24 protein-coding genes and 1 riboswitch are annotated in these 21,132 nt (G+C 52.2%); of the genes, 5 read left to right on the forward strand and 19 right to left on the reverse strand.

Annotated elements, in window-relative coordinates:
* Positions 1 to 318: 318 nt before the first annotated feature.
* The 12 genes from CHK_RS07395 to CHK_RS07450 form a co-directional block, all read right to left on the reverse strand.
* Positions 319 to 915, reverse strand: a complete 597-nt coding sequence (locus tag CHK_RS07395; RefSeq protein ID WP_046443385.1) for a thiamine phosphate synthase — start codon at positions 913 to 915, stop codon at positions 319 to 321.
* Positions 908 to 2,059, reverse strand: a complete 1,152-nt coding sequence (thiH, locus tag CHK_RS07400; RefSeq protein ID WP_046443386.1) for a 2-iminoacetate synthase ThiH — start codon at positions 2,057 to 2,059, stop codon at positions 908 to 910. Before thiH ends, CHK_RS07395 begins: the two co-directional genes overlap by 8 nt.
* A gap of 12 nt (positions 2,060 to 2,071) precedes the next feature.
* Positions 2,072 to 2,842: a thiazole synthase gene (locus tag CHK_RS07405; RefSeq protein ID WP_046443387.1), complete on the reverse strand. Its 771-nt coding sequence runs from the start codon at positions 2,840 to 2,842 to the stop codon at positions 2,072 to 2,074.
* Between the two features lie 16 nt (positions 2,843 to 2,858).
* Entirely contained in the window at positions 2,859 to 3,668 is an 810-nt protein-coding gene (gene thiF / locus CHK_RS07410; RefSeq protein WP_046443388.1) for a sulfur carrier protein ThiS adenylyltransferase ThiF, read from the reverse strand.
* 1 nt (position 3,669) lies between these two features.
* Positions 3,670 to 3,867, reverse strand: coding sequence for a sulfur carrier protein ThiS (thiS, locus tag CHK_RS07415; protein WP_046443389.1), 198 nt, complete (start codon positions 3,865 to 3,867; stop codon positions 3,670 to 3,672).
* A 488-nt stretch (positions 3,868 to 4,355) separates the two neighbouring features.
* A complete protein-coding gene (gene thiC / locus CHK_RS07420) occupies positions 4,356 to 5,663 on the reverse strand; it encodes a phosphomethylpyrimidine synthase ThiC (RefSeq protein ID WP_046443390.1) in 1,308 nt (435 codons plus the stop codon).
* 170 nt (positions 5,664 to 5,833) lie between these two features.
* Positions 5,834 to 6,637, reverse strand: a complete 804-nt coding sequence (thiD, locus tag CHK_RS07425) for a bifunctional hydroxymethylpyrimidine kinase/phosphomethylpyrimidine kinase (RefSeq protein WP_046443391.1) — start codon at positions 6,635 to 6,637, stop codon at positions 5,834 to 5,836.
* Between the two features lies 1 nt (position 6,638).
* Positions 6,639 to 7,277 (reverse strand): thiamine phosphate synthase, encoded by a 639-nt coding sequence (gene thiE, locus CHK_RS07430; protein WP_046443392.1) that lies wholly within the window; start codon positions 7,275 to 7,277, stop codon positions 6,639 to 6,641.
* A 242-nt stretch (positions 7,278 to 7,519) separates the two neighbouring features.
* Positions 7,520 to 7,629, reverse strand: a riboswitch (TPP riboswitch).
* A gap of 89 nt (positions 7,630 to 7,718) precedes the next feature.
* Positions 7,719 to 8,021 carry a DUF6506 family protein gene (locus CHK_RS07435; RefSeq protein WP_046443393.1) on the reverse strand — a complete coding sequence of 101 codons (303 nt, stop codon included), beginning with the start codon at positions 8,019 to 8,021 and terminating at the stop codon, positions 7,719 to 7,721.
* A 58-nt stretch (positions 8,022 to 8,079) separates the two neighbouring features.
* Complete coding sequence (locus tag CHK_RS07440) at positions 8,080 to 8,715, reverse strand: GyrI-like domain-containing protein (protein ID WP_046443394.1); 636 nt, start codon at positions 8,713 to 8,715, stop codon at positions 8,080 to 8,082.
* Positions 8,716 to 8,755: 40 nt separating this feature from the next.
* The gene (locus tag CHK_RS07445) at positions 8,756 to 9,814 is read right to left on the reverse strand and encodes an NAD(P)/FAD-dependent oxidoreductase (protein WP_046443395.1); all 1,059 of its coding nucleotides are present in this window, start codon (positions 9,812 to 9,814) and stop codon (positions 8,756 to 8,758) included.
* A gap of 62 nt (positions 9,815 to 9,876) precedes the next feature.
* Positions 9,877 to 10,671 (reverse strand): undecaprenyl-diphosphate phosphatase, encoded by a 795-nt coding sequence (locus CHK_RS07450; RefSeq protein WP_046443396.1) that lies wholly within the window; start codon positions 10,669 to 10,671, stop codon positions 9,877 to 9,879.
* Between the two features lie 180 nt (positions 10,672 to 10,851).
* Between CHK_RS07450 and ychF the strand changes: the two genes are divergently transcribed.
* From ychF to CHK_RS15670, 3 genes are all read left to right on the forward strand, one after another.
* Positions 10,852 to 11,949, forward strand: coding sequence for a redox-regulated ATPase YchF (gene ychF, locus CHK_RS07455; RefSeq protein ID WP_046443397.1), 1,098 nt, complete (start codon positions 10,852 to 10,854; stop codon positions 11,947 to 11,949).
* Positions 11,950 to 12,043: 94 nt separating this feature from the next.
* Positions 12,044 to 12,262: a putative signal transducing protein gene (locus CHK_RS07460; protein WP_046443398.1), complete on the forward strand. Its 219-nt coding sequence runs from the start codon at positions 12,044 to 12,046 to the stop codon at positions 12,260 to 12,262.
* A 53-nt stretch (positions 12,263 to 12,315) separates the two neighbouring features.
* Complete coding sequence (locus CHK_RS15670) at positions 12,316 to 12,810, forward strand: putative signal transducing protein (RefSeq protein WP_052740443.1); 495 nt, start codon at positions 12,316 to 12,318, stop codon at positions 12,808 to 12,810.
* A 154-nt stretch (positions 12,811 to 12,964) separates the two neighbouring features.
* On the opposite strand, the gene CHK_RS07470 is transcribed toward CHK_RS15670, so the two are convergent.
* Entirely contained in the window at positions 12,965 to 13,789 is an 825-nt protein-coding gene (locus CHK_RS07470) for a MerR family transcriptional regulator (RefSeq protein WP_046443399.1), read from the reverse strand.
* 124 nt (positions 13,790 to 13,913) lie between these two features.
* A complete protein-coding gene (locus tag CHK_RS07475) occupies positions 13,914 to 14,303 on the reverse strand; it encodes a hypothetical protein (RefSeq protein ID WP_046443400.1) in 390 nt (129 codons plus the stop codon).
* A 139-nt stretch (positions 14,304 to 14,442) separates the two neighbouring features.
* Here CHK_RS07475 and CHK_RS07480 point away from each other — a divergent pair, with 139 nt between their 5' ends.
* Positions 14,443 to 14,697, forward strand: a complete 255-nt coding sequence (locus CHK_RS07480; protein WP_046443401.1) for a TfoX/Sxy family protein — start codon at positions 14,443 to 14,445, stop codon at positions 14,695 to 14,697.
* A gap of 276 nt (positions 14,698 to 14,973) precedes the next feature.
* Here CHK_RS07480 and CHK_RS07485 read toward each other — a convergent pair whose 3' ends face one another.
* Positions 14,974 to 16,011: a YeiH family protein gene (locus tag CHK_RS07485; protein WP_046443402.1), complete on the reverse strand. Its 1,038-nt coding sequence runs from the start codon at positions 16,009 to 16,011 to the stop codon at positions 14,974 to 14,976.
* A gap of 114 nt (positions 16,012 to 16,125) precedes the next feature.
* On the opposite strand from CHK_RS07485, the gene CHK_RS07490 reads away from it, so the two are divergent.
* Positions 16,126 to 17,013, forward strand: coding sequence for a LysR family transcriptional regulator (locus CHK_RS07490; RefSeq protein ID WP_046443403.1), 888 nt, complete (start codon positions 16,126 to 16,128; stop codon positions 17,011 to 17,013).
* Between the two features lie 55 nt (positions 17,014 to 17,068).
* Here CHK_RS07490 and CHK_RS07495 read toward each other — a convergent pair whose 3' ends face one another.
* The 4 genes from CHK_RS07495 to CHK_RS07510 all read right to left on the reverse strand — a co-directional run bounded on the left by CHK_RS07495 (position 17,069) and on the right by CHK_RS07510 (position 21,105).
* Positions 17,069 to 17,710: a CDGSH iron-sulfur domain-containing protein gene (locus tag CHK_RS07495; protein ID WP_046443404.1), complete on the reverse strand. Its 642-nt coding sequence runs from the start codon at positions 17,708 to 17,710 to the stop codon at positions 17,069 to 17,071.
* Positions 17,711 to 17,817: 107 nt separating this feature from the next.
* Positions 17,818 to 18,732, reverse strand: a complete 915-nt coding sequence (locus tag CHK_RS07500) for an ATP-binding protein (protein WP_046443405.1) — start codon at positions 18,730 to 18,732, stop codon at positions 17,818 to 17,820.
* Positions 18,725 to 20,173 carry a DnaD domain protein gene (locus CHK_RS07505; RefSeq protein ID WP_046443406.1) on the reverse strand — a complete coding sequence of 483 codons (1,449 nt, stop codon included), beginning with the start codon at positions 20,171 to 20,173 and terminating at the stop codon, positions 18,725 to 18,727. Before CHK_RS07505 ends, CHK_RS07500 begins: the two co-directional genes overlap by 8 nt.
* Before the next feature lie 17 nt (positions 20,174 to 20,190).
* Entirely contained in the window at positions 20,191 to 21,105 is a 915-nt protein-coding gene (locus tag CHK_RS07510) for an alpha/beta fold hydrolase (protein WP_046443407.1), read from the reverse strand.
* Positions 21,106 to 21,132 lie beyond the last annotated feature (27 nt).

The raw sequence follows: 21,132 nt of genomic DNA on the forward strand, positions 1-21,132 counted from the left end.
AAACGTCGTTTTTATTTGATGATGCCACGCATTGCGGGGCTTATGTCCTTGTGCAAAAACGGAACATAACACAGCTCATGCCATTCCAAACGCGTTTCGCGCTGCAAAAACCATCGAATGCTTTTTTATGGAATTGGTATAAACTTCTTACAGCGATTTCACTGAACAGGTTATACAAAACTCACCATAAATCACTTGCATATGCAATTTATACCAAAAGCCTGTAACTGGCCTTTTGATAAATTGCTGTAATCTTATTATAACGCAGATTAAAATCATTGTAACACTGAAAATGAAAAAGATTGCGAAATCCAATGGTTACCGCAATCCTTTTTTGATGTTTTCCAGATATTGTACAGCGTCGCCCTTCATAAAAGCAGACATCAGGCATGCGCCCCGCGCGCCCGCATCCCGCACCATCCGTATCTGGCCGACGCCTATCCCGCCGATTGCATAGACAGGAATAGAAAGCGCCCTGCAAACATTCCTGAGAAACGGTATGCCGCGCGGCGCAAGCCCTTTTTTGCAGTCCGTCTCAAAGATATGCCCCGCGCTCACATAATCCGCGCCAAGCTCCTGCGCGCGTTTCGCCTGCTCAACCGAGTGCACGGAAACCCCAACGACCGGAAACTTCGTAGCAGCCTTGGGGTTCGCCTCCAGGTCCGGCAGGGAAAGGTGCAGACGTTTTACGCCAAGGTTTTGCGCCACATCTGTAAAATGATGCAGTGCGCAGGGCACGGAATATTGCCCGCAAATCCGCAGTACCTCTTTTGCAAGCGCTTCGTAGGCTTCCGGCGCAAGATCCTTTTCCCGCAGGATCACAGAGGAAACGCCCGCAGCGGCAATTTCTTCAATCTGCTTCAAAAAATCCGTTTCGCACAGGCGGCGGTTTGTAACAGCAATCACATCAAACATAAATATAGTCGCTCATCACAGGCTGAAGGCCCTGGGACAGGATCATATCATAAATTTCGTCCACGCTGCGCCCGTCGTCGATCTCAAACTGCTCGTCGCCCTTGGCCTCGCCTGTATGCCCGCCGATTCCCACGTCCACTCCCGCGGAAATCTTGGTTGCCGCGATTTTGACAATGTTGTCACGGAAGCGCGCGCACTCGCGGCTTGAAATCGTGATGCTCGCAAAAGGCATAAACAGCCGGTATGCCGCAATGGCCTGCAAAAGCTGCGGCTCATGCACGTCGCGCGGGTTGATTTTGTCGTTATTAATAATTGGCCGGAGCCGCGGACAGGAAAACGCGATCTCCGCGTGGGGATATTTACGCTGCAAAAGCCAGGCGTGCATACCAGTGGCATATGCGTCCTTGCGAAAATCATTCAGTCCCAGCAGCGCCGCAAAGCCCACACCGCGAATGCCGCCCATAAGGGCCCTCTCCTGTGCGTTGAACCGGTACGGGTAAATACGCTTATGCCCGCCAAGATGCAGCGTTTCATACTTATCCGCATCGTAGGTCTCCTGGAACACCGTCACAAAATCCGCGCCGCATTCGTGCAGGTAGGCGTAATCCTGCGAGTTCATGGGGTATACTTCCAGGCCCACCACCTTAAAATACTTCCGCGCGATCCTGCACGATTCGCCAATATAATGTACGTCCGACATTTTTGGGCTTTCCCCGGTCAACAGAAGGATTTCTTCAAGACCGGTATCTGCGATCGTCTTCATCTCGCGTTCCATTTCCTGCGCCGTCAGGCGCGCGCGGTGTATTTTGTTGTGTGAATTAAAGCCGCAGTAAATGCAGTAATTCTCGCAATAGTTTGCAAGGTAAAGCGGCGTGAAGAGAAAGATCGAATTTCCAAAATGCTTTCTCGTCTCCTGCTGCGCCCTTTGCGCCATTTCCTCCAGAAACGGGAAAGCGGCCGGGGAAAGCAGCGCCGCAAAGTCCTCCGGCGTAAGCACTTCCCTTGAGAGAGCCCGGCGCACATCCTGTGCCGTATAGCGGTCATAGTCGTAAGCCTCCATGGCCGCTGTCACCTTGTCCATCACGTCCGATTTTATCTTCTCCATGCCGGGGAGGTATGTCATGTGGTCGATTCTTTCACTCATTGTGCTTCCTCCTCAGTCCTGCAAAAATCCGGTCAGTGGTGAAGATGCGCTCGCACCGCCCGCGAGCACCCGTCCAAGCCCCGCGAGATACGCCCTGCGCCCCGCTTCAATCGCTTTTTTAAACGCCTCAGCCATCATGGGGATATCGCCAGCTGTGGCGATTGCCGTGTTGCACATCACAGCCGCAGCGCCCATTTCCATTGCCTCGCACGCCTGTGACGGCTTTCCAATCCCCGCGTCTACAATCACCGGCAGGTCCGCCTCGTCAATCAGTATCTGTATGAACTCTTTGGTTGCAAGTCCTTTGTTCGTACCGATTGGCGCGCCGAGCGGCATCACACACGCTGCGCCCGCCTCTTTCAAATCCCTTGCAGTATTGAGGTCCGGGTACATATATGGCATAACCACAAAGCCCTCTTTTGCCAGGATTTCCGTCGCTTTGACCGTTTCCGTATTGTCCGGGAGCAGGTATTTGGAATCGCGTATCACTTCGATTTTCACAAAATCACCGCACCCTACCTCCCGCGCAAGCCTCGCGATGCGTACCGCCTCATCCGCATTGCGCGCGCCTGAGGTGTTGGGCAGAAGCGTTACGCCCTTTGGGATATAGTCGAGGATATTTTCCACCTCTCCTGTCGCGGCCCGCCGCAGCGCCAGCGTTATGATCTGCGCGCCGGCGTTTTCCACCGCGGCCTCAATCAGCCGCAGAGAATACTTGCCCGATCCTAAAATAAAGCGCGAGGTAAACGTGTGCCCTCCGATTATGAGTACGTCTTTTTCCATTCCTGTCTCTCCTTTTTTATGCTTCAAGCTCGTTTAAAATAATACGCAGCACCATATTTGCCTGATGCCCCGCACATATACCGACACGCGGCGCCATAAGGCCGCATCCGGGTTTTGCCCCTGTTTCACCGTCGCCGCATACATACAGGTTTTTCATTACCCTGCGCGTACGGATTTCATTTCCGCTTCCATAGCCTGCCATGCCCGAAGCCGACACCACGTATTTTTCCGGACATTCCGCAAGAACCGTATTTACCAGCATTGCCTTTGCCTCCGGCACGTCGAACGCCTCGCATATAATGTCGTCACCACGCAGTGTGTCAATACAATTTTGCTCCGTAAGGCGCAGCCTTTCCGCCGTCACACAGACATAGGGGTTGATTTCCCCGATCTCCTGCAGGAGCGCCTGCGCCTTGGGCATGCCTAAGTGGCAGATGCGGTATTGCTGCCGGTTCAGGTTGCTTGGCTCCACCACGTCAAAATCAATCAGATGCAGGTTTCCCACGCCGGTGCGCGCGAGCGCGAGCGCAATTTGCGATCCAAGCCCTCCAAGGCCCGCGACCGCCACATGCGCCGCCTTCACCTTTTCATATACGCCGGGCGTATGACGTGCGCAGAGCATTGCCTCCATAGCCTCCTGCGGCGGCAGCTCGCCCTTTTGGATAAGCACAATCTCGTCGCCGCCATGGATGGCAATATCCTCCTGCGTCTGGTATCCGTTCAGGATCACAACAAGGTTTTCCCCGCCTGCCCCCAGTTCCTTTCGCAGGTCGTAAAGCCCTGTGCTCTCCGTTTCACAGGGGTTCCCGTTTACTCTGATTTTCATTTCAGCCCCCGCCCACAAAGCCGACGACCTCGAGCTTATCGCCTTCTTCAATCTCTGTTTCTGTAAACGCCGCTTTGGGAACGATCTGCCCGTTGCGTTCCACTGCCACACGCTCGCGCCCGAAGCCACGCAATTCCAGAAAATCCGCGAGCATCATTCCCTGCGCCGCTTCATCCGGCTTTCCATTCACTGTTACCATGCTTTGCTCCTTCCAATATAATCAGACGTACGCTACTGACCGACGTTTAAATTATGGGATATCGGGCGAGGATACTCTTTTGTTCCGATTCCTTTCGCGCGGGTACAGTCCATTGCCTTCAAAGCCTGCTTACTGCGTGCGCAAAGGCGTTTTCAGGCAACAGACTATATCCGCGCTGGCGTAATGCACCCATTACCGCTAAGCAATTTCTTTTGCCGCCGCGGTGTGCCTGCCGACATAACTCTTTGCTGCCGGCAGGCGCAGGACAGATTGCAGCGAAGGGCTTCAGGAGCCGTTATGCTTTGCCTGAATTTTGTTTTACGTCTGGATAGGCGGATGCAGAGCGCGTCTGTGCTTTTTTTATTCTTTGCACGCGCGTCCCTGAGTCGCAATCTGCCTTGTGCCTGCCTTCGGATACTGTAATGAGCTGATGTAACGCGCGAGGAACCGGAACAACAGTACACTCCGCCCGATATCTCATACAATCCTCAATCCATAATATCCACGTCTTCGCCGCGCAGTATTTTATTGATGTTACGCACTGCGCACATCTTCCCGCACATCGTACACGTATCCTCATGCTCCGGCGTAGATTCGCCACGGTACTTACGCGCCTTTACCCCGCCGTCAATCGCAAGCTCAAACTGCTTTTCCCAGTCGAGGTTGCGGCGTGCTTCGCTCATCCTGTAATCCCAGTCCCAGGCATCCGCATTGCCTTTTGCAAGGTCTGCGGCGTGCGCCGCAATCTTGGAAGCGATAATACCCTCGCGCACATCGTCCACAGTCGGCAGGCGCAGGTGCTCGGCGGGCGTAACGTAGCACAGGAAGCTCGCCCCGTACGTCGCGGCGATTGCGCCGCCGATTGCCGCCGTTATATGGTCGTAGCCCGGCGCAACATCCGTTACCAGCGGCCCCAGAACATAAAACGGAGCGCCCTTGCAGATCGTTTTTTCGATTTCCATATTGGCCTTTACCTGGTTGAGCGGCATATGCCCGGGCCCCTCGATCATCACCTGCACATCCTTTTCCCAGGCGCGCATGGTAAGCTCGCCGAGCGTCACCAGCTCTTCGATCTGTGAAATATCTCCCGCATCCTCGATCGAACCCGGACGGCACGCGTCGCCAAGGCTCAGCGTCACGTCGTACTCCCTGCAAATATCCAGTATTTCATCGTAATATTCAAAAAACGGGTTTTCGTTTCCGGTGAGCATCATCCATGCAAAAATAATGCTGCCCCCGCGCGATACAATGTTTGTATGGCGTTTGCACGCACGGAACCGGTCCGCTGTATTGCGGTTGATGCCGCAGTGGATGGTCATAAAGTCCACGCCGTCCTCTGCGTGCATTTTAAACACATCCAGCCACTCGCGCGAGGTGATCGCCTTGAGCGGTTTATTGTAATACACGACCGCGTCATAAATCGGCACGGTGCCGATAACCGCCGGGCATTCTGCCGTCAGCCTGCGCCGAAAGGCCTGTGTATCGCCAAACGACGAAAGGTCCATGATTGCTTCCGCTCCCATTTCCACTGCGCTCATCACCTTTTCCATCTCAACATCCAGGTCAAGGCAGTCGCGCGATGTTCCCAGATTTACATTGATTTTTGTTTTGAGCGCGCTTCCAATGCCGCAGGGCTTTACGCAGCTGTGGTTTTTATTCACCGGTATGACTGCCTGTCCCTTTGCCACAAGGCCTGCCAGCCTTTCGACGTCGATTTTTTCTTCAGCCGCTACGGCTTTTAGTTCCTCTGTGACGATGCCCTTACGCGCCGCGTCCATTTGTGTCGTGTACCCCATTTTTTGTTTCCTCCTTATAAATTGACCGTGTCCTTCTTGGCAGGGAAGGCGGTGCACTCAATCCCCGCAGGATCTTCGGTTTATAGCACTTTGTCAAAAGATTGGTTACAGGCTTTTGGTATCAACTGCATATACAGGCAGTTGATCAAACCGCAGTACCTGCGTTATGTTCAATCGCTGTAAAACTCTGTTTGGCTGTTTGCAAAGCCGTGGTCAAGCGGCCCGCTGCCCTGCCCAAGGTCAAGCCCGGACGCCAGCGCTCCGGCAAGGTAACGCTTGGCCATTTCAATACTGTCGGCAAGTCCCCTGCCCTTTGCAAGGTTACAGGCAATGGCGCTTGAAAGCGTACAGCCCGTTCCATGGGTGTTTTTGCTGTCGATCCGTTTGCCGTAAAACCACCTGCCGGTTTTATCTTTAAATAAAAAATCGTTTGCTTCCTCTTTTTGATGTCCGCCCTTTACAAGGACGGCGCAGCCGTATCGCTTAGCGAGCAGGCGGCCCGCGCGCTCCATATCCTCCCTGGTGTTAACGGTAATCCCCGAAAGTGCCTGTGCCTCCGGTATATTTGGCGTGATCAGGTCAGCGAGCGGGAGCAGCCTTTTTGCCATCGCATCCTGCGCATCCTCTTTTAGAAGCCTGCTGCCGCTGGTGGAAACCATCACAGGATCGAGCACCACGTTTGGCGCATCGTATTCGCGGAGCGCGTCCGCAATGACGCAGATCAAATTTGCGTTCGACACCATGCCAATCTTAACCGCATCCGGCCTGATATCCGTAAAGATACAGTCCAGCTGCTGCCTTAAAAATTCAGGCGTTACATCCATTACAGCGCGCACGCCCGTTGTGTTTTGCGCTGTAAGCGCTGTAATTGCGCTCATCGCATATACGCCGTGCGCCGCAATCGTCTTGATATCGGCCTGTATACCCGCCCCGCCGCTGCAATCGCTTCCGGCAACCGTTAATACTGTTTTCAACTCATTGCTCTCCTATCGTCTCTTTTGCCAGTGTTACAAGCCGCTCTGCTGCGCGGCGCGTATCCTGTGCGCCAAAAACCGACGAAACCACCGCAAAGCCCGCAACGCCCGTGCCCGCAAGTGCTTTGATATTTTTCTCGCCGATGCCGCCGATTGCCACAACGGGAATGCCGACGGATGCGCATATGTCCCTGAGCACAGCATGGTCAAGCGGCACCGCATCCTTTTTGGTCGAGGTGCCGAATACCGCACCCGATCCGATGTAGTCCGCCCCGTCCTGTTCGGCTTTTTTCGCAAGCTCCACAGTGCGCGCAGTTACGCCGACGATCCGTTCATTGCCCAGCAGCTCCCGCGCCTTTTTCGCAGGCATATCCGATTGTCCCAGATGCACGCCCGCAGCGCCGCACGCAAGCGCAAGCTCCACGTTATCGTTTATGATGAGCGGCACGCAGAATTCGTCGCACCGTCTTTTGATTTCAATCGCCTCGCGAAGCAATGCGTCGCCTGTCAGCTTTTTCTCACGGTACTGCAAAAGCGTCACGCCGCCGCGCAGCGCTTCTTCGACTTTATCTGCGAGCGCCGCGCCGCCGCAATCCGCCGTCACAGCATAAAGCAACATAATCTTCCTGTCTATCTTCACGTTTTTCCCCTTTTACATCTTTTTTTGCGTCTATTTTAAAATAAACAGACCGCTTTTATGACTGTTTTTGGATTGTTCCAAATACTGCCTTCCCCGGCCGCGGCGTACAAAGAGCAAAAGTGACATTGTACGCCGCGGCCCTGAGTCTCAAGCTTCCCTGCGCCTGGCTCGTTATAGCACATCGCACGCACCATTTTCCGCGCACAAAAAAAAGGGAATACCTGAAAGAGTATTCCCTAAAAATCCGTTTTGCTTGAATTCCTACGTTGGCATTACCCAAATCAGGTTCTAAGGGTCGAAACTGCTACCGTTTCCTCTCAGCTCACTCTATGAACTCCCCTGTTTCAAATCTTCAATTTTTTTCAGTATAGCACTGTACCAAAACAAATGCAACCCACGATTTTGTGTTCTTTCCCACAAAGCAGGTTTTACTCCTGCGCCTTAATCCTTCTTGAAAAACGCTTCAAAAAGCGCGTCCTGTTCAGGAAAATGCGTTACATAGCCTACGGCTGCCTTGCCGCCTGTCGCCTCGATTATTTTGCGTGCGCCGGCTTCGCCAAACGCGCCGCAAAGCTCGATCGCACCCACGCCGTCCTCCGTGATGGCCGCAGCCTTTTCAAGCGCCTCATCCATTGTGTTGACCGTATAAATATATGTGACCTGCTTTGGCGTTTCAAAGCTGGCCCTGTCTGTTTGAGGATCGTAATGCGTCCCCATCAGTAAAAATGCAAATTTCTTTTTCATCGTATCCCGTTTGCTTCCTTTCGCAATTATTTATTTGACTCTATGTAACACAATCACATCAAATCCGCTCTACAGGCAGGCGCAGCACTGTCTTCAGCTTTTCCGGAGCCGTGCGCCGCGGATCCCCAAGATAGATTTCATGGTGCTTGCGAACGTTTCCTGTCATGTCCCGCAGCCCGTTTTCCTCGATATATTGGTGCATCTGCGCAATGGTTTCAGGCTCCGTGGAGTAAGGCCCGATGTGCATCATCTGCACGCATAAGCCTTCCTCAAACACCTCGAAGCGCGCTTTTGTAACGTCTACCTCAGGCTTCTTCTCCCTGGACTGGCGCTGTGCCCACGCGAAAACCTCTTCCGTCACAAACTCCGGCTGGCGGATCATGGAAGTCCACAGCCATTCGTCCCGCTTATTCTGTTCAAACGCCCCTTTGGTTCCATACCAAAGCCCTTCGAGCGGCGGCACGACATATTCAAAATACCCCTCCGGCTGCGTTCCGCTCATTTTGCTCATTTTGATCGTAAAGCTGAGCGAATAAAGCGCCTGCATCGCACTTTTATATTCGTCGCCTTCCGGCGCGCCCTTTCCATCCACCATAATAAAACCGATTGCCGGAACGTCGATTACCGACGGCTTGCGTTTTGGCAAATACAGGTCTTTGTATTCCTTTTTATAATCCATCTTTGCAGTTGCCATCAAAAGCTCCTCTCCCTGCGCTACAGCGGCGTCTCCCCCGCTAAGCGTGTTTTCTCATATGCGCGAAGGAGGGCGATATCCTCGCCACAAAATCCCATTGCCCGAGCATATAGCCGCTGATCTGCTGCGAATTCTTCCTGTACTCGTCAACAAGGGCGTCCTTCTCATCTTCCTTCCCGGCGGAAAACACATCGCAAATGGCATTTGCAGCCGCGTAGCCGCTTTCCAGCGCACAGGATATCCCCTCGCCCATCGGATTCAAAAAGCCTGCCGTTTCTCCTGCGAACAATATTTTTCCCTCGCCGTAATCCAGCGGACATCCGGGCGTTATCCTCGGCATCACCCAGCGCTCCTCTTTGATCTTCCCTCCAAGCTCCAGCCCGTGCTCTTTTTCCATGTGGGAAAGGAACGCCCGTTCATAGCCGGCATACGCGTCCATTTCGTCCACGGCAACTCCAAAAACAAGCTTATTGTCCTTTACATTAAACCATGCGTCGTAGTCCGAAAACTCCGGCTGCAGGTACGCGTAAAAATAATGCGCGTCAAGGTCGATTTTTCCCTCGTAAACAGACTGGCAGGTAATGACGTTGCCGCCGGAAATCCCACGCATTTTGCGCCTTATGCTGCCTGCCGCGCCCTCGCATACGATCACCGCCTTCGCAGTTTCCTCGCAGGTGGTGCCGCCGTCCTTAAACTCTACGCATACATATCCGTCCTGCTCCGTGCACGAAACTGCGCCCGTGCCGTCGCGCAGCTCCGCCCCGGCGTCCTGCGCCTGCTGTGCGAGCCACTCGTCAAACAGGTCGCGCCGCACGCTCAGGCCCGCCTGCTCGAACTTGTATTCCCAGCCTGCGTCGTTGACAAACACCATACCCCGGTTATCCGCCGGGCTGCAGTGCGTATATTCAGGTATCAGGCCGCCGAAGTATTCTTCGATCAGCTTCAGGGACTTCTGGATCAGGATACCGCTACAGGATTTTGTGCGCGGCATATCCATTTTTTCAGCCAGCAAAACATAGCAGCCCTTTTGCGCCAGACGCGCCGCTGCGCTGCAGCCCGCCGGCCCTGCGCCAATCACGATCACATCATAATCAAACATACCCTCACCCTTTCGTATATCTGTTTTCCCATATGATCTTTTTTACGCTATTGAATTGATTTCTAAAACATAGTTGGATTTACGTTTGTCAGTATCATCACGATAACGCCCATCACAGCCGTGTAAGCCGCAAAACCGTACAGCTTGTGCCTGCTGATCAGCTTCAGCATAAATTTGATGGCCACAAAGCCGCTCACCGCCGCAACCGCAAAACCGATGATCACCGCAGGAATCGAAACATCGCCCATTCCGTTATCCATCACGTCCTTCGCGCCAAATACAACGCTCCCAAGAATCGCCGGTATGGACATCAGGAACGCAAACTTCGCCGCTTTCTCGCGTCCGACGCCTGTAAAGAGCCCGCCCGCGATCGTAGAGCCTGAGCGCGAAAGCCCCGGCAGGATCGCAGCCGCCTGCATCACGCCCATTGCCATGGCCTGCGGCAGCTCCACATTGCGTTTGCGTTCATACCGCCGCGCAAGGAATTCGCTGACCACCAAAACGACTGTCGTGGCAAAAAAGCCGATCGCAAGGTATTTGCCGTCCAGCACATCCTTGAAGGCCTCGGGCGCAAATTTTTCCGCGATCAGCGTAACGACAACCGCCGGTATGGTCGCAAGAATCAGCATTCCCAGTTTATTTTTGATCGGATGCGTAATGATCGCTACAATCTCGGGCCACAGCACGATAAACACCGCGACAAGCGTTCCCACATGCAGCATTACGTCATAAAGAAGGGGCACCTCGCCCACGCCCAGAAGGGCTTGCAAAAGGTTCAGGTGCCCGGAGCTCGAAACGGGCAGGAATTCAGTAAATCCCTGCACAACGCCTAAAATAATCGAATCCAAAAAACTCATACGCTTACTCCTTAAAAATGAGTTCCACCAGTTTCTTCATTATATCAGGAAAACATTGCTTTCACAACCGCAATGCTTGCGGAAAAAGCGGTTTGCTATTATAATAATATGGTTGCAGGCAAATAAAACCGCGCACGCCGTAAAATTTTTTGCGGACGCGCTCATATAAGGAGTTTTGGTATGAAATTAGGGGTAGTAGGCTTGCCCAATGTTGGTAAAAGCACACTGTTTAACGCACTGACACAGGCGGGGGCGCAAAGCGCGAACTATCCGTTCTGTACGATAGAACCGAATTACGGCATTGTTTCTGTGCCGGACGCGCGCATGGATTACCTCGCGCAGATTTACCATCCGCAAAAATTCACACCCGCGCAGATTGAGTTTGTGGATATCGCGGGCCTCGTGAAGGGCGCGAGCAAGGGTGAAGGCCTTGGAAATAAATTCCTGTCCCACATCCGCGAGGTAGACGCGATCATCGAGGTGGTACGCTGCTTTGAGGACGATAATATCACGCACGTGGACGGCAGCATCGATCCGCTGCGCGATGTGACGACGATCAATTACGAGTTGATTTTTGCGGATATGGAAACCGTGCAAAAACGGCTTGATAAAGCGCTCAAATTCCAAAAAACCGGGGATAAAAAGTTCAAGGTGGAAGCAGAGGCCTGCCAGCTGATTCTGGACGAGCTGGAAAAGGGGAATTTTGCCCGCAACATCGAGCTTTCGGAGGAGCAGGAGGAAATCATGCACTCCATGTTTTTGCTGACGGACAAACCGATCATTTATGTTGGAAACATCGCTGAAGACCAGGTCGGCAAAAACGATCTTCCTGTGCTGCAGCCCCTTCTTACATACGCCGCAGAGCACGGCAGCGAGGTTGTTACGATCTCTGCAAAAATCGAAGAAGACCTTGCCGGTATGGACGAGGAGGAAAAACAACTGTTTATCGAAGAGCTGGGCATTGGCGAATCAGGCCTTTCCAAGCTGATCAAAAAATCCTATTCGCTTCTGGGACTGATCAGCTACCTCACCGCAGGCGAAAAGGAAGTGCGCGCATGGACGATCACAAAAGGAACCAAAGCGCCGCAGGCGGCTGGGAAAATTCACAGCGACTTCGAACGCGGCTTCATCAAGGCTGAGATCGTTGCCTTTGATACGCTCAAAAACGATTGTAACGGCGATATGCAGCTTGCCAAAGAAAAAGGACTTGTGCGCCAGGAGGGCAAGGAATATGTGATCGCGGACGGAGACGTGGTGTTGTTCCGTTTCAATGTCTGATCACCCGCCGTTTTCCCATCTTTTTTGTTCTGTTTTGTTTACTTTTCACACCTTGCCGTGTTATATTTAAGAAAAGGCAAAGGGGATCACAGTTATGGAAACAAAACGCATGTTACTGGTATCTACCGAAAGCGGTACGGAAACCGCAATGCTCATGGATATCCTCCGGCAAAACGGCATTCCTGCATTGGCGCAGGGAAAACAGGCCGGCGAAGCACTGGAGGCGTATATGGGTACTTCCCCTTACGGCGACAATATTTTTGTGGATGAGGCCGACATCGAAAAGGCCACAGAGATCATCCACAGCCTTTAACGCAACGTTCAAACCGAATCATTTCAAATCCTGCTTTGAAAGGGTGTGTTGTTATGCCGTTTTGTCCTGAATGCGGGGATGAGTACGACGAAGGCTTCAAGGTCTGCGCGGACTGCGGATGCGCGCTTGTGGACGAACCGCCGGAACGCGATCCTACGGAAGATTTTTCCTATTGCGACGTAATGAGGCGGGTTTACCTCACCTCCACCGCGAATAAACTCGAAAGCGAATTGATCATCGACCTTTTGAATGCAGAAGGCATACCCGCCTTTGCGCGGGAAAAAGAGCTGGGCAATTACCTGAACATTTACATGGGTTATTCTGTCTATGGGGAGGATATCTATGTGGACCGGGATGATAGCAAAGCGGCCCGCGCTTTGCTATCCGACGCGTTTCCCGACGGCGTCGCCAAGGCCACGGATTCGCCTGACGCTTTTCTGCAGGAGCAGGTCAAAAGCCCTGCCCGCGTGCGTGTGTGGATATTGATCCTGCTTGTAACAGGCGTTCCCGCCGCCATTATGGGTATCGTCTCTCTTCTCTTTTCCTGACGCCGGTAAATTCATTTGGAATCAAAAAACGGTATGGCGGTTTTGTGCCATACCGTTTTTACAGCGTATTAACTTATGGCGCCGCATGGCTGCGTAACCATTTGGCAGGCTGCAATCAACTGCGTTGCTTTATACCGCTGCTTTGAAAGCGTTTTTATTCCGCTTTGACGACTGGAAATTGTATTTCCGTCAGCCATTCGTCCTCGGTGTCTTTGTTCCATATCCCGTCTATATAGCTTTCGCGCGGGGAGTCGCACATCACATATCCGTTCTTTTCAATCCACTCCGCCCCAAACGCATAACCTTCCCTGAGCGTATCATAGCCGCCCCTGTGCATCACGCAGACCGCCATCGGCACCTCCGGAATCTTTTTAAACGTAACGATATCCGTATTTTCCTTTGCCTCCACAACGGCCTCGCACATTTCCGCGTCAATATCCGTTTCGCGGTATTCCCCGTCGTGGTAAATATTGAAGCAATATTCCGGCACGGCGCATTCGCAGCCAAGCCGCTGCATTTCCGCGCCAAGGACGTTGGGCATCAGTTCAAACAGCGCGTCGTAGTTTGGGATTACCCTGCGCAGGGAAGCAACGACGACTCCGGGCAGGGACTTGACTATTACCTGATCATTTTCCATAGATTCACCTTTTCCGCACCGCAGGAAGCTTTCAATCCGCTCCAGCTTTTGTTTCTCTTCGCCGATGCGCCCTTCAATCTCCCGCCGCTTTGAAGCCAGCAGCTCACGCTGCGCCCCGCCGCCCGGCTCCTGGTCTATCATCTCCAGAATTTCGGACAGGGAAAACCCCATCTGCTTGAAATCCAGTATCTGCCGCATCCGCACGATCTGCGTCGCGTCGTAATAACGGTAGCCTGTTTCCGTATCCACATAGGCCGGCTTAAGAAGGCCCATCCTGGCATAATGCCGAAGCGTTTTGGGCGTAACCTGATTGATTCTTGAAAACATTCCGATGCTATACATTTTTGATTTCCTTTCCTCGTCCGCGCGCGTTTTGGACCGGTAAACAGAGTATAAACCCTTCCGCAGGGGCAGAGTCAAGCATTAAAAAAACCGTTTTTTGTAAAAACGGTTTTCAGCGTATCTCCTATGCCTCTTTTGGAGGAAGCTCTCCCTTTTTCCGGTAAGCCTTCCAATATTTCTGGAATTCAAAGGTCCCCAGCATTCCGCACACATAGCACGCGCTGAACACAATCAGCATCACCCATTGCAATATCCCAAAGCCGATCAGGTAGGCGTATGCAAATTCGCTCGTTACATAAAGCAGGAGCAGGATCACCGCGCACGCACGGCTGCGCCCGAAAAGAACGCCCAGCGTCAGGCCAAGCACCACTACAAGGTCTATGATCGCAGCCGGGTTCTGGAATGCCGACATCAAGGCCACCACAGCGTAAACAAACCCTGCCATAATTCCCCAGGATACGTATGTTTTTGTCTTTTGAGGAACATGCGTTTCCCAAAATGTTTTTTTATTCATCGGTCTCCCCTGCCGTTTTTTTCTATTTTATCATATCCGCTGCAAAGTTGCTATCCCGCGCGTCCAAAACAGTTTGTTCCGGCACGGTTGCAATCCCCGTCCAAACATGGTAGCCTGAACTTAAAAACGGAGGTTTCTTATGGGAGAGCTATCCAAATTGCCAAATATCGGCCCTGTGGTTGAGGAACAGCTTCATCAGGCCGGCATCAAAACAGCAGAAGAATTAAGGAAAACCGGCAGCAGGGACGCCTGGCTTAAAATCAAGGCGATCGATCCATCCGCTTGCTATAACAGGCTGTGCGGCCTGGAAGGCGCTCTGCGCGGAATCCGCTGGCATAACCTGCCGGATGAAACAAAAAAAGAACTCAAGGATTTTTACAATTCATTCAAATAGGCAGGCTTCCCTTTTATTTAGGAGGATTCTCTGAAAGGTCTGATATTACAAAATGCCAGTTTACAAACAAACTTGAGAAGATTGCGGGCTGCTGCCGGATTATCTCAAAGGGAGTTGACATCAAAATGAATTTACTTGGAAGTACGATTGATCGGAACACTTACTGGCGGCTATTTCTTTCGATTTCCCGACTTGCGGAGCCGCCTTCCGGCGGGGCCTTATCTGCATTCCTGCCTCTCCCCTTCCATCAGGGAGAGGCTTTTTTACAATTACCGTTTAAACCTGTCCCATCATAACCTGTACCGCATACGATACCAGCACGATGACCACAGAGAGGATACTGCCGTGGATCAGGGGCTTCACTCCCGATTTTGCCACATTTTTGAAGCTTGTGGAAAGGCCGATTGCCCCCAGCGCCATTACCATCATAAATTTACTGACCTCTGCAACGCCGGTGCTCACATGGTCAGGAATGAGTCCCGCGCTTTTAATGCCCACCATTACGAGGAACCCAATGATAAACCACGGGATGATGCCCGCAATATTGAGCTTTTTGCCCTGTTCCTCTGCTTGTTCCACTCCCTGCGCCAGCGTTTCCCTGCGTTTGATGCGCAGGTTGATCACTGAAAAAATCAGGACCACCGGAATGATTGCGAGCGTACGCGTCAGCTTTACGATCATCGCGTAGCCGCCCGCCGCGTCGGAAAACGCATAGCCCGCCGCCACAACAGCCGAGGTGTCGTTTACTGCGGTTCCCGTCCACAGGCCGTAGCCCATGTCCGTCAGTCCGAGCGCCCGTCCCATCAGCGGAAAAATAACGACCATAATGATATCGAATAAAAAGATTGCTGAAATGGAATAGGCGATGTAATCGTCCTCCGCGTCGATCGCCGGCGCGACAGCCGCAATGGCGCTACCTCCGCAAATACCCGTGCCCACGGAAATAAGGCTGGACATCTTCCAGTTGACCTTGAAAAGCTTTCCAAGGAAATATCCGCCCGCAAACGCAGCGGCCAGTGTGAAGCACATCACCACCAGCGAATATTTTCCAACCTCCATCACCTGTGCAAAACTGAGCGTTACGCCCATCAGGATAATCGAAAGCTTCAATATCTGCTTTGACGTAAAATTAACTCCCTTGCCAAATATACCGGATTTCATCAGCAGCGGGTTGAGCGCCATGCCGATGAGCAGGGCAAATACGCTTGAGCTGATGATGTTGTTGGGGATGCCTTCGCCGATCGCCATTGCAATGACCGCGATGACCACCGACAACAGCACCCCCGGAGCATGATTTTTGAGTACCTTTGCCATTTGAAAACTTCCTTTCATAAATATTGATTACAATGTTGATTATAAACGCATATTATTATAAAATAAAATTATATATTTTTATGTTAGAATAAATATAATTTATAGGAGTTTAAAATGCTTGATTACCGGACGGAAACCTTTCTGACCTTATGTGAAACACGCAGCTATACAAAAGCGGCAGAGCTTTTATGCGTCACGCAGCCTGCGGTATCGCAGCAGATCAAATATCTGGAGCAGGCGCTTGGCGTCAAATTATTTATTTATGAAAACAAGGAGCTGCGGCTCACTGCGCAGGGCGTGCTTTATGAAAAAGCGCTGCGCACGATGCGCTCGGATACGGGCAAGCTTTTGGAGCTCATGCAGCATCAAAACGAGCCGCAGCATATTTGCTTCGGCGCGACGCTGACCATCAGCGGCTATGTGATGCCGCCCATCATCCGGCGCTTTTTGAGCGATTTTCCACATACGCGCCTCACCATACGCGAGGATAACACACAGCGGCTGATAGAATCCCTCAGGGAGGGTGTCATCGATTTTGCCTTTGTGGAAGGGCATTTCGAAAAATCAGGGTTTGACTACCGGCTGTTTTCCAAAGAACGTTTTATTGCAGTGTGTGCGCCGGATCATCCGCTGCATAAGAAAAAACCTTTTTTGGCGGAGCTTTTGGACGAGCATCTCATCCTGCGCGAGCCCGGCTCAGGAACGCGCAATGTGTTGGAATCCATTCTGTACGAGCATAACCTGAGCACGGAAAGCTTCGCGCGCGTAACCGAAATCGGCAATATGGAGGTGCTGAAAGGTCTCGTCGCAAAAGGGCTTGGCGTTACCATGCTCTACGAAGCCGCCGTACAAAAGGAGCTGCGCAAACGCAGGCTCGTGCGGCTTGCGCTCAGGGATTTTGACGTGGAACGCGAATTCAATTTTATCTGCCTGAAAAACAGCATCATGCTGGACGCTTACCTGCAGTTTTTCGATTATTGTAAAAAGTACAGGCGATTTTGAAGCACACAAAAACGCCGCGGAGAATTTCCGCGGCGTTTGCGCTCTCTATTGTTTTTTATTCCTCTTCCATATGCGATGCGTCGCAAAACGGTTTGTTTAAGGATTTCCCGCAGCGGCAAAGCGTAACGCGGTTGCGCTTTTCGTACACGCTTCCGTCCTCGCATTCAATCTCGATTCCGCCGCGCACCCACAGCGGGCCCATTTTTCCTGCCGGTTCGTCTTCGATCACTGCGATCTCTGCCGGAAAATCCGGCTCAATGCTTTTCCCTTCCTTGACAACCGTAAGCCTTCCGGACGGGCAATCACAGGCTTCCCTCACAGCGAGCTCCTCATTATCCGCGTCCTGTATCAAAGCCCAGATGCCCCCCGCGACATCGCAAAAACGCGCTACCGCGCACAGATCCTCCTCGTCCAAAAGATCCATGCCATCGCCTTTATAGCATTTCACCGACTCATTATAGCTCCGGTGGTCCGCAGTCTCCGTGCCATCAAAGCCACAGGAATGGCTCCCGTCGCAAAATGGTTTGTTTGAAGATTTCCCGCACCTGCACAAATGATAGGTTTCCTTTGTTTCAATGGTTTTTCCTTCGATCCAGTGCGTGGAATCTCCCTGCGCATTCGAGCCGATCTTCATTTCCTTGAGCGGCACGCCGCCGCTGACCTGATAAGGCCCGTTTTTTATAATCTTGATCCGCATTTCCCCATCTCCTTTGCGTTACAAAAACAAACGCCCTGCGCATGGCAAAGCTGTTATATTTCCGATCCTGTTTTTATAATACCCATCCGCTTATCACCAAAACAAGCCTATTTCGTCATCCGGATATCATCGCCGTCCATCAGGAGTACCGCGCAGCATTTTCCGCCTTCCATGCGCGAGGAAATACGCTCTCCATAACGCGCCTGCAAATCGTCCACATTGGTGGCGATCACAGTATGCCTGCCCGCCTCTATCCTGCGGTTTAAAAGGTCGAACAAATATTCAACCGTCACATTTTGCGTCACCGGCTCGGTGCCAAGGTCGTCAATCATCAAAAGCCCGGCTTCCTGCAGGAAATGCAGCGGCATTTCCTCTCCCATGCGATGTTTGAAAAATGCGTCAAACATGGCGGAAGCACGTATCAGGCACACGTCAATGCCCCGTCTTTTTGCAGCGACCGCCATGCAGTTCAAAAGATAGGTTTTTCCAAGTCCCGCCTTGCCCCGCAGCAAAAGATTCTGCCGCGGCGTTTTTGGAAAGCCTGCCACATACTTTTGGCAGATACCGTACGCAAGCTCTGCGATCTGCCGTTGTGTTTTACCCATTGGAAGCTGCTTTTCCCCGTCGAATACGGAAAGGTCCGCATGCTCAAAATCCATATCGAGCGCGGCAATATCCGTCGCCCCATAAATTTTAATGTAAACTTCGCTCAAAAAGCACCGGCAATACCGCTTTCCGATGATGCCGGTATCCTTGCACGCCTGGCAATCATACGGAACCAGAAGCCCCTTTTTTTCGGCAAGGCCCCGCTCCTGCTCCTCGAGCGTGCGTATCTGCGCGTCCAAATCTCCTTCGTCCGCAGCCAAAAAAGCGCACTCCAGCTTTTGCATCAGCAGCGCGCGCTTTTGTTCTTCCAGTTTTTGTATCTGCCCGTCGCCGCGCAGGCGTTTTTCATTCTCGTGTACCACGCGCGCGTGCCTCAGGCCAAAATCCTCCAGCAAATCCGCAACGGTTTTATTCATCGTACAGACGCTCCATTTCCTGATATGCGTTTTCCTTGCGTTGTTGCTTTTCTTCCTCTGTATATTCACGCTGGCTCACGCCCTGATCGCGCTTCGCGTCGGCAAACGCACGCGACAGGTTTTGCTTCTTTGCCTTGTCAAGCGTATCTACGCCCGCATCGGCCCAGTTGTTTAGAACCTTCATCATATACGAAAGCGGATTCTGGAACAGCGAGCTCATTTCCGCCGCGTACATCAGCACCTCGTGGGAAAGCCCTTTTTCCTGCGTCAGGCGGATATAATTTTTGCGGTCCATCTCGCCGACCGCCTTCTCGATTCCCGCACAGTCGTATACCTGCTCGATCTTGCTGTCGAGCGTATTTTGCTTTTTCAGGTGCGCCCTGATCTCCTCTTCCGATTCCAGGTTCAGGCTGCGCCATTCCTTCAAAATGCTGTCCACCGCCTCCAGCCTGCGGCTTCCCAGCTTCACCGTCTGCTCGCACGCCATGAGGATCATCCGTTGGGAAAAACCGGCTTCCTCCCACTCCCTATAAAAGGTCTCGTGCTTGGGCGCAATATTGATCCGCGAATATTTGAGCGCGGCGAGCACTTCCTTGATGTTGCTCCTGCGCTTTGTTTGCGCGTTATAAAACTCGCTGATCTTTCTGGAGGACGTAATTCCCCTGTCGTAAAGCGAACGCAGGATCGCATCCAGATATTTGAACGGCTGCTCCTTGGAAAATTCCTTATCCTTCATCACATATTCGATCGCCTCGTGCGTGAAGCCCCATTTTTCCGTCCATTTATTGTAAAGATCCATCTCCGTCCTGCCCGGATATTTTCCGTGCAGGCCCATCAGGCGCATGATTTTGTTCGCGCCGCCCGAAACAGCCTTATATTCTTCAATTTTTTGCTGCGCGAGCTCAAGCGTCGTTACGCCTTCCTCGCTCCATGCCTCCGCTACCTTGTCAAGGTAAGCCACGCTGATCCGGTTGCCGCGCTCCGCCACGCAGTATTCCACCAGCGCAAGCACCACATCCTGCGAAAGTCCGAACACATCCGTATAATCGTAGATTTTATTAAGCTCCGTTCCGGAAAGATCCCGCTTCAAAACCGTACGCAGCATCTCGTTAAAATTCTGCATTTCATAGAGGGGTGCGCGCCGCTTTTTGGGCGCTTCCTCTTCCGGCGCAGCCTTGATCGGCACAAACGAATACTTGCCGCCGCTTTTTAACAGTAAATTTTTCAGGCACCAGTAATTAAGCGCGGATTCAATTTGCGCGGAAGAAAGGTGCAGCTCGTCCTCAAGCTCCACCTCCGAAAGCTGGCTGCCGCTGTTTGCCAGGCATAAGCCGTACAGGTAAACCTTCACATAATCAGCGGGAGCGTCGCACATATACTTTTTTAAAAATATGGTTGGCACAGGCGTAAACGCCTGCTCATCCAAAACAAATTTTACCATTTTGCCGCCTCTTTACCTTAAGCCTCTTCCGGCTTTTTACGCGGTCTGCAAAATTGTTCAATGGCTTCGTTTACCTTTTCCGGCTTTTCCTCATGCACGATAAAGCCACAGTTGCGCACGGTGAGGCTGCTTGCGTCCGCAAGCGGAAGCTGCAGGAATTCATTTTCCCTGCCGCCCGTTATTTTATCCTCCGAACCCAGGATAATCAGCATCGGCTGACGCACAGAATGGATGTTCTGTATAATATCCTCGTCGATAAAGTTACCGATGCACATCCTCGAAATCACCTTAAAATCCCTGTCCATCAATACGGCGCTGTATTCCGCCGCCACCTCGTCCGTCACCAGCGTACGGTCAAAATAGCAGTCCTCCAGCATTTCCTTTACCGCCCCTTCCGTAAGGCGCATCTTCGCCGCCGTCATTCCCAGAACGGATGGAAGCCCTTTGCCCTTGATGCCGCCGCCCGCGCTCATCGTAAGCATCGGCGAGATAAACACAAGCGTCCTTGCGCGCTTCATATTGTGCATTACAAAATCAAGCACATACGCCGTCGCTTCGCCAAACGCGCAAAAATGTGCGGACGCAAGCTCACGAACATTCATAAAGGATTCCAGGGAAAGCGCGAATTCCTCGATGCTGTAGCTCATTTGCGGCTTGCCGGAAAACCCGTGCCCGGGCAGGTCGATTGCAAATACATGGAAATGCTTCGCCAGCTCCTCGAAATTCTTGCGCCATGTGTAAATGGACTGGCCTATTCCATGCACCAGAATCAGCGGCTCGCCTTCGCCCGCTTCGTAATAGTGCATGGGCATTTTGATGTCCTCGACCTCTTCCTTGCCATGGCTGCTCACGTACGTATCGAATTCTATCTCAGCATAATCGCCGATATGTTCCCTGTTCAAAAACTTATTAATATTGATTGGTTCAAACACGCTTGATTCCTCCCAAATGTCTGCAAC

The sequence above is a fragment of the Christensenella hongkongensis genome, from assembly GCF_000981035.1.
GTDB classification, from domain to species: domain Bacteria; phylum Bacillota; class Clostridia; order Christensenellales; family Christensenellaceae; genus Christensenella; species Christensenella hongkongensis.